The organism is Phaeobacter sp. 11ANDIMAR09 (assembly GCF_001294455.1).
GTDB lineage: Bacteria > Pseudomonadota > Alphaproteobacteria > Rhodobacterales > Rhodobacteraceae > Pseudophaeobacter.
In genome coordinates, this window is the sequence record NZ_LIKT01000002.1 from 45,340 (window position 1) to 59,708 (window position 14,369).

Below are 14,369 nucleotides of genomic sequence, written 5' to 3' on the forward strand. Positions count from 1 at the left end.
CCTACAGGCCAGCGGTCTCATTGATTGGGGTCGCGGCGCCAAGATCGCTTTGGATACGGATGAACTCATCTTCGCCGAGGCCAAGTGCGCAGCTGTCTGTTGACCATTGACCAATCACCTGTCGAGGCACGGTGACGGCCGCCGTCAGGGCTTCTTCGAGGGGGATGCCGCATTGTGAGACCAGTACACGCAGGGCCGTCGTGAGATCCAGATCAGCGCCCGCTAGGGTGCCGTCCTCCAACGTGAGACGCCCGTTTTGGCGCAGGATCTGGCGGCCCTCCAGTTTGAACGCGGAAATGTCGCTGCCAGCCGGGGCCATTGCATCGCTCACCAGGTAGATTTTGCCTTCGGGGCTGGGACGACCCATTTTAGCAGCCCAGGCGGCACGCATCGCCGCAGGATGTACATGAATGCCATCGGCAATCAGACCGGCGTGCAGCGCAGGGGAACTCAGCGCGGCGCCAACCAGGCCGGGCGCGCGATGGTTCAGCGGGCTCATGGCGTTGAACAGATGGGTAACACAGCAGACACCCGCCTCGGCGTATTCCAAGGTCTGCTCATAGGAGGCGTCGCTATGCCCCAGCGACAGCAGGACACCGGCATCCCGCAGGGTCTTGATCTGATCCAGGCTGACGCTTTCCGGAGCGAGGGTCACCATCAGCACGGGGAGGGCTTCGGCGGCGGCAATCAGCAGCTCCAGATCCGACAGGGTCATTTCCCGGATCAGTGCTGCGTCATGGGCGCCTTTGCGGCTTTGGGCCAGATGGGGGCCTTCCAGATGCAGCCCGGCGATACCGGGCACACCAGCCTTGATTGCCTGTGCTGCGGCTGCGATGACTTGTGCCGTTTTTTCGGCTGTGTCGGTGATCAGCGTCGGCAGGATCTGCACGGCACCCAGCCTTCTGTGAGCTTTGGCGATGCGCGCCAGCCCGGCGCAGCTGGGCTCTGCGTTTAGCATGATGCCATCGCCGCCATTTACCTGCAGATCAAGATAGCCGGGGCTGAGGATATCGCCGCCAAGATCCACATACCGGCCCTGGGTTTCGGGCGCATAATCCGGCAGCAGGGCGACCAGTTGACCGCCCTCAAAGCGGGCGGTCAGACCCTGTTTCAGGCTTTGGCCATCAAAGATCGGCCCGCCGCCGAAATACGTGGGGGTGCTAGTCATCCTGTTGTCCTGACGCGGGAGAGCTTGGGGGAAGGGGCTGGATGGCGAACTGCCGTGCCAGAGCCAGCGCTCCGGACAGAGGGTCGCCCAGGGGCTCCTGCAGGGCCTGTTGCATCTGGCGGGGCAGATAGTTGCGGTATTCAGGCGCGAGCCCCCCCGTCAAACAGAGCGCGTGACCGGGTGCCCAGCCAATCCGGGGCAGGGTGTCGGCGAGGTAGCTAGCGCCCTGGCGCATCAGACCCTCAGCGAGAGCATCGCCAGTTTTTGCCTGGCTGGTAACCGTGCGGGCCAGCGCGCCAAATTCCAACGGGCTGGCTTGGGCTGCAAACGCGACAATCGCGGCCGGGCTGGAAAACTGAGTCAACAGGCGCGTGCTTAGGCCGGTGCCGGGCTCCAGCCCGTCGCACACATTCAGAGTGCGTGCCAGAGCCAGGCGGCCCAGCCACTGCGCCGAAGCCTCATCGCCCAGGTGCTGGCCCCAGCCGCCAATGATGCGGTCTCTGCCCTGGATCTGGCTGGCCAGAAACGATCCGGTGCCGCAATGCGCAATGGCCCCGTCACCTGCCCCAAGTGCCCCGCGCAGGGCTGCAGGTCTGTCGTCTGCGATGCGGACCCGCACAAAGGGAAGCGCCTGCTCTAGGCGCTCGGCAATCTTGGGGCTGACAACCCCGGCCAAGCCAAGAAAGGCAGGCACTTCGCCGAGTTGCGCCAGTGTCAGCCCGGCTGCCTTGCCCAGCTGCGCGAGCCCCAGGCGAATCTGCTCCAGGGCACCGTTAAAGTCGCTGGAAGCATTGGCTGGCCCGCTTTCCACTCTAAACACCCGGCCTGCCCATTCAAGCGCAAGCCGACAGCGGGTGCCGCCGCCGTCAATGGCAAGGAGTGCAGGTAGGGGGCTCTGTGTCATGGAGACAGGTATAAGTGCCTGACAAGAAGGGAGCCAGCCCAGATTGTTGCCAGCCGGGAAGCCGCGGCTTGCAGGTCGCAACTCGCAAGGATCGCGTCTGTGTCCAAAGCATATGGTACTGTTTTGCAGGAGAGAAATGGTGGCGTGGGGGAGACTTGAACTCCCGACCTATCGATTATGAGTCGATCGCTCTAACCAACTGAGCTACCGCGCCATCTTCTGTGAGGGGCGATTTACGGAATGGCGCCCCTGGGGTCAAGGCGCAAATGCAGGAGAATGGCCTATTCGGAGATGTTTTTTTGCCCGCTTCAGCTGTTTTCTTGGTTTTTAGCCCTTTGCGTGCGACTGGGCAGGGCCTGCAGGGTGGCGCGAATAAAAAGATCGCATAGATCCGGTGCCGTAATGGGCAGCATATGGCCGTGATCGGGGGCTATTTGGCAATTTAACCCGTAGCTTTCCATGGCTTGGCCCTGGGTTTTTGGGGCGAGAATCGCATCTTCGGCCCCAAAAAGAATCGCCCCGGGGGTCTTTAGCTCTTTGGTGTAGCGGGTGGCCTGGATCTCGATTGCAGGGTATAGGAAGGAGGCATCCGCCGAGGCCGCGACAAAGCTCTCAGGGCGCAGCCCCAATGCGCCGCCTGCCTTGGTCAGGAAGTCATCCGGACAGGCCTCGGGGGCAAAGATCTGGTCGAGGACCGGCGCGGCAGTGCGCTCGGCGGTTGGGACAGCAACCGTCTGCGCCATCAAATGCCGCATGACACTGGTGTGGACGATCAAGCCCTTAAAGGCTTCAGCTCCCTGTGGGGAGGGGTGGGTCAATGGGGCCAACAGGGCCAGGCCGCGAATTTTATCGGGTGCGAGCAGGGCCATGGCCAGCGACACGGCGCCCCCCAAGGAATGCCCGACTAGAACGGGCTGGTCGATCCCAAGCTGATCAAGAACGCCGCACAGGGTCTTTGCCTGTTCCGGCAGGCGAGCCAGGGCATCGCTGGCGCGGGTGGAGTATCCACATCCGGGCCGGTCCAGGGCGATGACCCGATAATCCTGAGCCAGCCTTTCGGCAAGAGCATAGGTGAAATGCTGCAACTGACCGCTGAGCCCGTGGATTAGAACCAGTGGTTGCGCATGCCGCGGGCCGATGTCGATATAGTGGATCCTGCCCCGTGCCGTGTTGCAGAATTGGCCGATCGGAGGCACTAGGGCGCGGGCCTCTCGGGCCAGCTTGCGAGTTTTTAGATGCGACGCGCCCAGGAGGGCTGCAGGGGCGGCAAGAGCGATCAGGGCAAGGCTGCTAAGTGCGGACATCAATACTCTCCGAAGAAAAACATTTAGGGGCGCTTAGGCCGGGGCTCTGCCTTCCAGCGCCGGAAGCTGTGGTTGCGGTAACCTGTCCAGGAGATCAAAGACACGGGTGCGACAGGCCTCTCCGGCCCAGGTTTCTGGGGAAAACCCCTGGGGCAGAACCGGGTGACGCAGGGCAATTCTACGCCAGTGGTGCACGATTAACGTGCGTAGCGTTGCCACCTGCACTGGGGTCAGATCGACCTCGGGCGGTGGAATTTTGGCCAGGGCGTTGTGCAGGGATTGGCAGGCCTCGATCAAATCCTGCGGGAACAGGCGGGCCTGCAACCAGCCGGGGACAGACAGATCAGACAGGGTTGCCACAAACAGATCATCCAGCCCTGCGGGGGCTGGCCCATATCCCAAGGCCGTGCGGCGGTTGACCTGGGTATATTGCGGCAGCAGCAGGGTTTCTTCCAGCGTGGTAAGGCTATTGCCGTCTTCGGCGATCAGAAGATGCCAGCTTTGGGGCGGCTGTGGTGCGCGGGCATAGATTCGCGGGGTCACGGCGGCGGATTGATTCCGGCCAAATTCGGTCAGATAGTGCACTGAGGCTCGTCCAGACCGGGTGCTCTCGATCCAGCCATCTTTGCGCAGCCGGTGCAGGGCCACGCGGATGGCTTCGGGCTTGATCCCCATGGGGGTGATGATCTGGGTCAGAGTGGTGCCGCTGATCTGATCGCCGGGCCTCTGTGCCAGATCGCCAAACAGCGAGACAATGATCGACCAGACCCGCAGGTTCTGCAGGTCGGTGAGCTGGGCAATGCTCAGCTCAAAGGTCTGAGGGGATAGTGCTGTCATGACAGCAGGATAAGCGCTCCGGGCCGGTTAGGCCAGCCCGGAGCGTAAAGGCGTCACCTGTTTTGACGCCTCAGAAAGCGTTCATGGTCAGCAGCTCGTATTCCGCGACCTTTTCATCATCCTGGTTGGTCAGGGTGACATGCCAGCGGACCTCGCCGTATTCCTCGTTCCGAGGGGTCTTTTTCTTCACGCTCAGACGCACTTTGATGCTGTCCCCCGCCGAAACCGGCTTCATGAAACGCAGGTTATCGAGACCGGTGTTGGCCAGAACAGGCCCTTCATTGGGCTCGACAAACAGGCCTGCGGCAAAGGAGAGCAGCAGATAGCCATGCGCGACGCGACCGGGGAAGAAGGGGTTCCGCTTGGCGGCCGCGTCATCCATATGGGCGTAGAAGGTATCGCCGGTGAAGGTGGCAAAATGCTCGATATCGTCCAGCGTCACCTTGCGCGAGGGGCTGTTGAGCGTCTCACCGATGGCCAGCTCGCCAAATTTGCGGGTGAAGGGATGCGCCGGGGCCTCGACTTCGGTGCCGCCGGGCACCCACTGCTGACCAATCGCGGCCAGAATGTCGGGGCTGCCCTGAATGGCGGTACGCTGCATGTAGTGTTTCACACCGCGCACGCCGCCCAGCTCTTCGCCACCACCGGCACGACCGGGGCCACCATGCACCATATGCGGCAGGGGCGAGCCATGGCCGGTGCTTTCCTTCATCGAGGTGCGGTTGTTGAAATAGATCCGCCCGTGATAGGCGCCCGATCCCAGCGCTACCTCGCGGGCGACTTCGGGATCATTGGTGATGCAGGAGGCCACCAGCGAGCCCTCGCCACGGTTGGCCAGTGCTACAGCATGGTCCAGATCGCGGTAGCCCATGACGGTGGAAACCGGGCCAAAGGCTTCGGTGTCATGTACGCGCTGGGCAGCATCGGGGTCTTCACAGTGGAACAGCATCGGCGGCACAAAGGCACCTTTTTCAGCATCGGCGCCCTCAACCGCAAAATCATCGGGGTTGCCGTAGACGCGGGTGGCCTCAGTCGCCAGAATCCCCGCCTTCTCCAGCACGTCGCGTTTCTGGCCATTGGACACCAGTGCGCCCATGCGGGTGCTTTCCAGACGTGGGTCACCAATTGTGGTCTTGGCCAGGCGGGCAGACAGGGCCTCAATCACGGCCTCGGATTGCGATGCAGGGGTGATGATGCGGCGCACGGCGGTACATTTCTGCCCCGCCTTGGTGGTCATCTCGCGGCTGACTTCTTTGATGAACAGATCAAATTCTGGCGTGCCGGGTGTGGCATCTGGCCCTAGGATCGAAGCGTTCAGGCTGTCCTGTTCCGCCACAAAGCGGATGGAGTTTTCCAGGATCACTGGATTCTGGCGCAGTTTCAGCGCGGTCTGGGCCGAGCCGGTAAAGCTGACCACATCCTGCATGGTCAGATGGTTGAGCATATCGCCCAGACCGCCCGAAACCAGCTGCAGCGCACCGGCAGGCAGGATGCCGCTGTCGAGCATCAGGCGCACGGCGAGTTCGGTCACGTAGCAGGTGGCAGTCGCAGGTTTTACGATGGCAGGCACACCCGCCAGCAGGGTGGGGGCGAGCTTTTCCAACATGCCCCAGACGGGGAAGTTGAAGGCGTTGATATGGACCGCAACCCCTTGCAAAGGTGTGCAGATATGCTGACCGAGGAAGGTGCCGTGGCGCGACAGCTGCTCGACCTCGCCATCCAGATAGACCTTGGCGTCGGGCATCTCGCGGCGACCTTTGGAGGCAAAGACAAACATGGTGCCGATGCCGCCGTCGATGTCGATCATGTGGTCCGCCTGGGTGGCGCCGGTCTCAAAGCTGAGATCATAAAGCGCCTGTTTGTGCTCATTCAGATGCGCCGACAGCGCCTTGAGCATCCGTGCGCGGTCATGGAAGGTGAGCGCCCGCAGGGCAGGGCCACCCACGTCGCGGGCGTAAGACAGCATCGCCTGCACATCCAGCGCGTCATTGCCGGCCTGCGCCAGCGGGGCGCCGGTGACGGCGCTGGCGATGTTGCGGGCGCCGGCGCCTGGGGCGATCCATTCACCAGCGGCAAAACTCGATACGTCTAGAAGGCTCATGCTCTGTCCTTTTCATTCCTGTGGCCGATCCCCTGTTGCTGGTCGTGAGACGACTCGCCGCGCCAAGGGCTCAAATTCGCATTCAATGATATATTGACCGACTGGTCGGTTTATGCAAGAAATTTGTCAACGGAGTTTTGCATCGCGCCTGTTTCGACTGGTCAGATCCAGCGAGACGGGGCTGCAGGAGGGAAAAAGACATGAGCGATTCTATTCTGGTCGCGGATCACGGCACTTGGGTGGAGATCACCCTGAACCGGCCGGATCGGCTCAACAGTTTCAACGATGAAATGCACTATGCCCTGCGCAGCGCCATCGAGGCCGCGCGTGATGGTGGCGCCCGCGCCATCCTGCTGACCGGTGCTGGCCGGGGTTTCTGCGCGGGCCAGGATCTGGGCGACCGCGACCCGCGCAAGATGGATGGCCCGCCGGATCTGGGCAATACCGTGCGTACCTTCTATGCGCCGCTGGTCAATTTGATCCGCTCGCTTGAGTTTCCGGTGATCTGTGCGGTCAATGGCGTCGCTGCTGGGGCTGGTGCCAATATCGCGCTGGCCTGTGACATGGTCTTTGCAGCGGAAAGCGCCAAGTTCATCCAGTCTTTCTCCAAGGTCGGGTTGATCCCGGACACCGGCGGCAGCTGGCATCTGCCACGCCTGCTTGGCGAAGCCCGCGCCAAGGGCCTGGCCTTTACCGCGCAGCCCTTGCCCGCCAAACAGGCCGAAGACTGGGGGCTGATCTGGAAGGCCGTTCCGGATGCCGATCTGATGGAGACCACCCGCGCCATGGCCGCGCAGCTGGGCAATGGGCCCACCCTGGGTCTGGGCCTCAGCAAACATTGCATTCAGGATGCCGCCGTTGCCACCCTGCAGGATCATCTGGAGCAGGAGGCCGACGCGATGAAGACCTGCGGCGAAAGCGCCGATTATGCTGAAGGTGTTGCCTCCTTTCTGGAAAAACGCGCGCCCAAGTTTCAGGGGAAATGAGCATGACCGCAGAACTCACGCCTAAACAGCGTGCTGAAAAATCCGCAGAGGCCATGTGGGCCAGCGACAATGCCTCAAAATGGGCGGGGATGGAGATCTCCGCGATTGACGAAGGCTCCGCTACGCTGGAATTGACGGTCGAGGCGCATCACTGCAATGGCCATGGTATCTGCCATGGGGGCGTGACCTTCATGCTGGCCGACAGCGCCTTTGCCTTTGCCTGCAACAGCCGCAACCAATCAACGGTGGCGCAGAGCAACAGCATCACATTTACCGCCCCCGGCAAGCTGGGCGAGCGCCTGATCGCCTGCGCCATTGAGGTATCCCTCACCGGGCGCAGCGGCATTTATGACGTGACAGTTGAAAACCAATCCGGCCAGATGATCGCAGCCTTTCGTGGGCTTTCCCGTGCGATCAAAGGTCAATTGTTTGAAGAATAAGTGAGGAGAACGCCATGAAAGACCTGACCCCGAATAAGGCCGACCTCGACGCGATCGAGATTGCCTCGATTGATGAAATCCGCGCGGTTCAGTTGGAGCGCCTGAAGTGGTCGCTGCGTCACGCCTATGACAACGTGCCGATGTATAAAGAGCGCTTTGACGCGGCTGGCGTGCACCCGGATGATCTGCAGCAGCTGTCGGATCTGTCGAAGTTCCCGTTTACCTACAAAAACGATTTGCGCGACAATTATCCCTTTGGTCTTTTTGCGGTGCCACGCGAAGAAATCATCCGTCTGCATGCCTCCTCCGGTACGACAGGCAAGCCGACTGTTGTGGGCTATACCGCCAATGACATCTCCAACTGGGCCGATCTGGTGGCGCGCTCTTTGCGGGCTGCGGGTCTGCGCAAGGGCAATATGGTGCATAATGCCTATGGGTATGGGCTGTTCACCGGCGGTCTGGGGGCGCATTACGGTATCGAACGTCTGGGCGCGACCGTGGTGCCCATGTCTGGCGGGCAGACCGAAAAGCAGGTCGGGTTGATCACCGATTTCCAGCCCGATGGCATTATGGTGACGCCCTCATATATGCTCAATATCCTTGAGCAATATCATAAGGTTGGCATGGACCCGCGCGAAAGCTCGCTTCAGGTGGGTATTTTTGGGGCTGAGCCCTGGACTGATGCCATGCGTCGCGAGGTCGAAGCCGCCTTTGATATGCATGCGGTTGATATTTATGGTCTGTCTGAAATCATGGGGCCGGGTGTGGCCAGCGAATGCGTCGAGACCAAGGACGGACCGGTGATCTGGGAAGATCACTTCCTGCCCGAGATCATTGATCCCGTAACTGGCGAAGTGCTGCCTGATGGCGAAATGGGCGAGCTGGTCTTTACCACCCTCACCAAAGAGGGCCTGCCGATGGTGCGCTACCGCACCCGCGACCTGACGCGCCTGTTGCCCGGCACCGCGCGCTCGATGCGGCGGATGGAAAAGATCACTGGTCGTTCGGATGACATGATCATTCTGCGGGGCGTCAATGTCTTCCCCAGCCAGATCGAAGAGCAGCTGATGGCCACCGGTGGTTTGGCGCCGCATTACCAGATTGAACTGTACAAAGCCGGTCGCATGGATGCGATGCGGGTCTATGTTGAGGCCAACCCAGATGCCACCGATGAGCTGTCCAAGACCGCAGCAGCGCGGATGCTGACCAAACGCATCAAGGATATGGTTGGTGTCTCCACCGAGATCATCGTAGGAGAGCCCGGCGAGGTCGAGCGCAGCCAGGGCAAGGCCAAGCGCGTTGTCGACAACCGCGACGCTGACTAACCAAGGAGAGAGCTGACCTCATGGCCCGCACCATTGCAAAAGATCATGACGAAAAGCGCGCGCAGATTTTGAAATCTGCCGCCAAGGTCTTTGCCGAGGCGGGCTATGATCGTGCCTCAATGACCCAATTGGCGCGCGAATGCGGGATCTCCAAGGCCAATATTTATCACTACTATGACAGCAAGGATGCCGTGCTTTTCGGCCTCCTTGATACCTATCTGTGTGATCTGCGCGACCGCGTCTGCGGGGTCGAGGTCGCGGATCTTGCCCCGGATGAGGCCCTGCGTCAGGTGGTGGCGGAAGTGCTGCTCGCCTATCAGGGCGCGGATTACGAGCATAAGGTGCAGTCCGGCGCCATGGGTGCTTTGCCGGAAGAGCAACAAAAACTGCTGCGCGCCTATCAGCGTGAAATGGTGCAGTTCCTCAGCGACACATTGCAGGCCGTGGCGCCCGAAGTCTTTGAAGGCAACGCCGAGAAGCTGCGCTCCGCCACCATGTCGGTCTTTGGCATGCTGAACTGGTACTACATGTGGAACTCCGGCGCCGGTCCCCAGGCGCGTGAAGACTATGCCGAGCTCGTCGCCAACCTGACCCTGAACGGGGTGCGGGGGTTGTAGAGCAATGCCTGCTTCGAGCCCTTCTTGACCAGAAGCTCTCCACCAACTTGTGGGCTCAGACTATGGTAATAGGGGGGATGAAAAGCTAAATGCAGCAATGGCTAATCTTACTGGAGCTGTTTTTCTTGGAGGTAGTTTGATGACCAACGAAATAGATCTGCACGCGGCGAACCATGTGCCAGCTTCTGGGTTGGGCCGATCGCTGGTATATTACTATTTTGTTTTGATTTTGTCGGTGCCGGTCATCCTGTTTGGCATAACCAATACCACTTTGAAATTCGGTATTCTTGCTTTGATGTTAAGCGCTTTGGTTGCGCCGCCGGTATACGTTTTGCGGAAAAAGCGAAGACTGCGTGCGCTTCGTCAAGCATAGGTTACGGCGCTAAGAAAACGTTCCGACGAATGACTGCTGCAGCGGTGGACAACGGTCACTTTGTCCGCATAGCGGCCCTTCATGGGCCGTTGCAATATACTGTTTCGCCAATTGTCAAAGCGCCGCTTTGGCAGCGCCTGAACCGCCCCCACGGGGCGGGCGCTTTGCTTCCCGCCCCTCGGTTCGGACGCGGGGATTTTTTGAAAAGTGTTTGAAGGCAGCTCAGTTCGCATAGTGGCTTTGGCAAAGGCCTGATTTGTTGTTACCCAGTTTAGGTGCCTTAGGGAGCGCTTAGAGGGGCTATCTCGTCAAAGATGCGCGCAGTACCTCCCATTGTCGCCGCGAGATGCGCTCTTTGGAGGCCAGTAGCCAGTAGCTCTCGTGATGTGGCATTGCTTCGCAGCTCACCTGCACCAATGCGCCACTGTCCAGATCGGCCTGACAGAGCGGCAGCGAGCCGAGCAAGACCCCCAGCCCGGCGCGGGCCGCCGCCAGGGCCGAGGCAAAAGTGTCGTAGCGCAAGGCGGTTGGCGAGGTGGTGACCTGGCCGCTGAACTCACGCCAATTGCGCCAGCTGGGGCGGGGCCCGGACACGGACAGGCGCGGCAGCTCGCGCCAGTCTTCAGTGGTTTTTAGCAGAGCGGGGGAGGCCAAGGGCGCGATGCGCTCTTCATATAGCGGCGCCTTGTAGAGCCCAGACCAGTCGCCGGCACCATAACGGATCTTGACGGTGCCGTCGTCCTCGGCCGCATCGCCGGCCAGCACCATGGTGTTGATGGTGATTTCAGCGCCACTAGCGGCCAGCAAAGCAGGCAGGCGGGGGGTGATCCATTGCTGCACGATGGAGGAGCTGGCCGAGATCACGATCTTGTTGCGCCCCACCCCAAACAGCGCCTCTGAACTGTCGCGTAGCGCGTTCAGCGAAGCCTGCACATGCGGCAGCCAGGCCTCACCTTCGGTGGTCAGATGGATGGCGCGGGTTTTGCGTACAAAGAGCTGGGCGCCGAGCTGGTGCTCCAGATTGCCGATGCGCTGGCTGATGGCAGGCTGCGTGAGGCCGGTTTCGCGCGCCGCAGCGGTGAAACTGCCCAGCCGCGCGGTGGTTTCAAAGGCGCGCACCCATTCCAGTGGGATGCTGTCGAATTTGGAATCGCTCATAAGCAAATCTGAGTCTCATGTGGGTTTTTGCTGATTTGATTTTATAGGGGCGAAGGAGGAGACTGTCACCCGTGAACAGATCAGCTAGGACCTTTCAAGCGATGACCACCGTATCTCTCTCCGCCAATGGCGATTTCCTGACCCTAGACCTGGAGGGTCATTCGCGCCGTTTCCATGCCATTTGGCTGCGCGACAATGCCCAGGATCCAGAGACCCGCGCACCGGGCAATGGCCAGCGCCTGCTGGCCCTGCGGGACATCCCTGCCGAGACCAAACTGGTGGCGGCCGAGATTGCAGAGAATACCTTGAAGGTGAGTTTTGCCCCCGAGGATAAAAGCGTGGAGTTCGACCTCAACTGGCTGGCTGCCAGTGCCTACGACAAACCCGCTCCGATCGAGAGCGGCTGGCTGGACGCGGGGGTTGAACCCTGGAACAGCAGCCTGATGTCCTATGTGCCTACAGGTGATTTTCAGGCCCTGAGCGGGGGTGGTGATGCGCTGCGCGACTGGCTGGGGCAGGTCACGCGTTACGGCTTTGGCAAGATTGAGAATGGTCCGACCGAGGATGGATCGCTGTTCAAGGTGGTCGATCTGTTTGGCTATGTACGCGAGACCAATTATGGCCGCCATTTTGAGGTCCGCACCGAGGTGAACCCAACCAATCTGGCCTTTACCGGATTGGGGCTGCAGGCCCATACCGACAACCCTTACCGCGACCCTGTACCTTCGATCCAGGTGCTTTACTGCCTTGAGAGCTCGGCAGCGGGGGGCGAGAACATGGTGGTCGACGGCTTCGCCGCCGCCCTGTGTCTACGCGCCGAAAACCCAGAGTATTTCGAAGTGCTCGCCAAGTACTGCGCCCGGTTCGAATATGCCGGCGATGCCGATACCTGCCTGCAGTCTCGCCGCCCGATGATCGAGCTAGCCCCCGACGGGGAGCTGATCGGCGTGCGTTTCAACAACCGCTCCTTGGCGGCGGTGCAGGATGTGCCCTTTGAAGACATGGGCACCTATTATGCTGCCTACCGTCGTCTGGGTGAGATCATTGATGACGAGGCAATGGAGGTGACCTTCCGTCTGGAGCCCGGTGAGAGCTTTGTCGTCGACAACACCCGGGTTTTGCATGCGCGCAAAGCCTACAGCGGCGCGGGGACCCGTTGGCTGCAGGGTTGCTACGCCGACAAGGATGGGCTGCGCTCGAAATATGCCGCCCTGTCGGCGACGTAAGGAGGGGATGAGATGAGCAAGCCGGATATCGCCAGCCTGAACCACAGCAATATCGTTGATTTCCTCGGTTCGATCTTTGAACGTCGTGGTGGCGAAGAATACCTGGGCGAGCCCGTCACCATGGGCGAGCATATGCTACAAGGCGCCACCATTGCCGAGCAGAACGGCCAGGCGGAAGAGATCATCGTGGGCGCGCTACTGCATGACATTGGTCACTTCACTTCGGAGTTTGGCACCTATCACCCGGATGACACCGAAGACCGTCATCACGAAGACGCGGGCGCCGAGGTGCTGGAGCAGTTCTTTCCCAGCGTGATCACCGATTGCTGCCGCTATCACGTTGCGGCCAAGCGCTATCTCTGCGCCACCAAGCCCGAGTATTTCAAACGGCTCAGCCCGGCCTCGGTGCATACGCTTGAACTACAGGGCGGGCCGATGAATGCCGAAGAGGTTACCGAGTTTGAGGCCAATCCCAACCTGAAAGAGATCATCGCGGTGCGCTATCTCGATGAGGCGGGCAAACGCGCCGGGATGGAGACGCCAGACTATTGGCACTTTGCCCCCATGGTGCAGCGTATGGTGGATCGTCATTGCGGCAGCTGCGAGGCGGGTTAAGCTTCACGATTATTGCCGTTGAATACCTGGCCGACAGGCCAGGCAGCGCCCGACCCTCCCCACGGGAGGGCGCTTGCGCACCCACCCAGGGTCAGGCGCTGCCCTAAGGTTTCGGGCGAACCAGAAAAGACAAGCCCTCCAAATCAAATTGGAGGGCCTGCTTAGTTTCCGAAGGTTGGATCTGATCAGAGCTCGACCGGGGATACCATGCCGACAATGTCATAGGTTTTACGCAGGATCGGTGCGGTGATGGCGCGGGCGCGCTCGGACCCACGGGTAAGGATCTTGTCGATCTCATCCTGGTTCTGCATCAGGCGGGACATCTCGGTGGTGATCGGAGACATCTTCTCGACCGCCAGTTCCGCCAGCATCGGCTTGAATTCCGAGAACTGCTTGCCGCCGACATCGGCCAGCACCTGATCCACCGTCTGGCTGTTCATCGCCGCATAGATATTGACCAGATTGCGCGCTTCGGGACGCTCTTCCAGCCCCTCGGCCTCAGAGGGCAGGGCATCGGGGTCGGTCTTGGCCTTGCGGATCTTCTTGGCGATGGTATCGGCGTCATCGGTCAGGTTGATGCGGCTGGCGTCTGAGACATCGGATTTCGACATCTTTTTGGTGCCATCGCGCAAAGACATCACCCGGGTGCCGGCGCCTTCGATCACCGGCTCTGTCAGCGGGAAGAAGTCGACGCCATAGTCATGATTGAACTTGGCGGCGATGTCGCGGGCCAGCTCCAGATGCTGTTTCTGATCCTCGCCAACCGGCACATGGGTGGCGTGATAGACCAGAATATCGGCGGCCATCAGCGCCGGATAGGCAAAGAGACCGAGCGAGGCGTTCTGGGCGTTCTTGCCCGCCTTGTCCTTCCACTGGGTCATGCGCTGCATCCAGCCCATGCGGGCGACGCAGTTAAAGATCCAGGCCAGCTGTGCGTGCTCGGGCACCTGGCTTTGGTTGATCAGGATGGATTTCTCCGGGTCCAGACCGGCGGCAATAAACCCGGCGCAGAGCTCGCGGGTGGATTTCTGCAGGTCTTTGGGGTCTTGCCAGACGGTGATCGCATGCAGGTCCACCATGCAATAGATGGTCTCCGTGTCCTTGGCCTGCCAATCGACAAAGCGCTTCAGGGCGCCCAGGTAGTTGCCCAGGTGCAGGTTGCCGGAAGGCTGAATGCCGGAGAAGACGCGCGGCGTAAATGTCGTATCGCTCATGGGTGCGAAACTCCCGTCTGGAATTATGGTCCTTAGTCGCTTACCCATGGGCCAGCGCAGGGTCAACAGGGCAGCACCTGCAGGCAGGCTGCGCAGGCCGT

Annotated in this window: 14 protein-coding genes and 1 tRNA gene; 7 read left to right on the top strand and 8 right to left on the bottom strand. The window is 60.7% G+C overall.

Annotated elements, in window-relative coordinates; translation table 11 throughout:
- Position 1: 1 nt before the first annotated feature.
- The 6 genes from nagA to paaZ all read right to left on the bottom strand — a co-directional run bounded on the left by nagA (position 2) and on the right by paaZ (position 6,314).
- Complete coding sequence (nagA, locus tag AN476_RS01730) at positions 2 to 1,168, bottom strand: N-acetylglucosamine-6-phosphate deacetylase (protein WP_054458995.1); 1,167 nt, start codon at positions 1,166 to 1,168, stop codon at positions 2 to 4.
- Entirely contained in the window at positions 1,161 to 2,072 is a 912-nt protein-coding gene (locus AN476_RS01735) for a BadF/BadG/BcrA/BcrD ATPase family protein (protein WP_054458997.1), read from the bottom strand. Before AN476_RS01735 ends, nagA begins: the two co-directional genes overlap by 8 nt.
- 137 nt (positions 2,073 to 2,209) lie before the next feature.
- A tRNA-Met gene (locus AN476_RS01740) sits at positions 2,210 to 2,286 on the bottom strand.
- A 94-nt stretch (positions 2,287 to 2,380) separates the two neighbouring features.
- Positions 2,381 to 3,376 (bottom strand): alpha/beta fold hydrolase, encoded by a 996-nt coding sequence (locus AN476_RS01745; protein WP_054458999.1) that lies wholly within the window; start codon positions 3,374 to 3,376, stop codon positions 2,381 to 2,383.
- 33 nt (positions 3,377 to 3,409) lie between these two features.
- On the bottom strand, positions 3,410 to 4,213 hold the full coding sequence (locus AN476_RS01750; RefSeq protein ID WP_054459001.1) for a PaaX family transcriptional regulator C-terminal domain-containing protein: 804 nt from the start codon (positions 4,211 to 4,213) through the stop codon (positions 3,410 to 3,412).
- Positions 4,214 to 4,283: 70 nt separating this feature from the next.
- Positions 4,284 to 6,314 carry a phenylacetic acid degradation bifunctional protein PaaZ gene (gene paaZ / locus AN476_RS01755; protein WP_054459003.1) on the bottom strand — a complete coding sequence of 677 codons (2,031 nt, stop codon included), beginning with the start codon at positions 6,312 to 6,314 and terminating at the stop codon, positions 4,284 to 4,286.
- 200 nt (positions 6,315 to 6,514) lie between these two features.
- On the opposite strand from paaZ, the gene paaG reads away from it, so the two are divergent.
- The 5 genes from paaG (at position 6,515) to AN476_RS01780 (ending at position 10,055) form a co-directional block, all read left to right on the top strand.
- Positions 6,515 to 7,300, top strand: coding sequence for a 2-(1,2-epoxy-1,2-dihydrophenyl)acetyl-CoA isomerase PaaG (gene paaG / locus AN476_RS01760; RefSeq protein ID WP_054459005.1), 786 nt, complete (start codon positions 6,515 to 6,517; stop codon positions 7,298 to 7,300).
- Complete coding sequence (gene paaI / locus AN476_RS01765) at positions 7,297 to 7,740, top strand: hydroxyphenylacetyl-CoA thioesterase PaaI (protein ID WP_083464190.1); 444 nt, start codon at positions 7,297 to 7,299, stop codon at positions 7,738 to 7,740. The genes paaG and paaI overlap by 4 nt, the downstream gene beginning before the upstream one ends.
- A 14-nt stretch (positions 7,741 to 7,754) precedes the next feature.
- On the top strand, positions 7,755 to 9,065 hold the full coding sequence (gene paaK, locus AN476_RS01770) for a phenylacetate--CoA ligase PaaK (protein ID WP_054459009.1): 1,311 nt from the start codon (positions 7,755 to 7,757) through the stop codon (positions 9,063 to 9,065).
- A gap of 20 nt (positions 9,066 to 9,085) precedes the next feature.
- Positions 9,086 to 9,682, top strand: a complete 597-nt coding sequence (locus AN476_RS01775; protein ID WP_054459012.1) for a TetR/AcrR family transcriptional regulator — start codon at positions 9,086 to 9,088, stop codon at positions 9,680 to 9,682.
- Positions 9,683 to 9,821: 139 nt separating this feature from the next.
- Positions 9,822 to 10,055, top strand: a complete 234-nt coding sequence (locus AN476_RS01780) for a hypothetical protein (protein WP_054459016.1) — start codon at positions 9,822 to 9,824, stop codon at positions 10,053 to 10,055.
- 300 nt (positions 10,056 to 10,355) lie between these two features.
- Here the strand turns inward: AN476_RS01780 and AN476_RS01785 are convergent, their stop codons facing one another.
- Positions 10,356 to 11,213 (bottom strand): LysR family transcriptional regulator, encoded by an 858-nt coding sequence (locus AN476_RS01785; RefSeq protein WP_054459017.1) that lies wholly within the window; start codon positions 11,211 to 11,213, stop codon positions 10,356 to 10,358.
- A 101-nt stretch (positions 11,214 to 11,314) separates the two neighbouring features.
- Between AN476_RS01785 and AN476_RS01790 the strand changes: the two genes are divergently transcribed.
- Positions 11,315 to 12,439 (top strand): TauD/TfdA family dioxygenase, encoded by a 1,125-nt coding sequence (locus AN476_RS01790; protein ID WP_054459018.1) that lies wholly within the window; start codon positions 11,315 to 11,317, stop codon positions 12,437 to 12,439.
- Between the two features lie 12 nt (positions 12,440 to 12,451).
- Positions 12,452 to 13,054 carry an HD domain-containing protein gene (locus AN476_RS01795; RefSeq protein WP_054459019.1) on the top strand — a complete coding sequence of 201 codons (603 nt, stop codon included), beginning with the start codon at positions 12,452 to 12,454 and terminating at the stop codon, positions 13,052 to 13,054.
- 185 nt (positions 13,055 to 13,239) lie between these two features.
- On the opposite strand, the gene trpS is transcribed toward AN476_RS01795, so the two are convergent.
- Positions 13,240 to 14,268 (bottom strand): tryptophan--tRNA ligase, encoded by a 1,029-nt coding sequence (trpS, locus tag AN476_RS01800; protein ID WP_054459023.1) that lies wholly within the window; start codon positions 14,266 to 14,268, stop codon positions 13,240 to 13,242.
- Between the last annotated feature and the right edge of the window lie 101 nt (positions 14,269 to 14,369).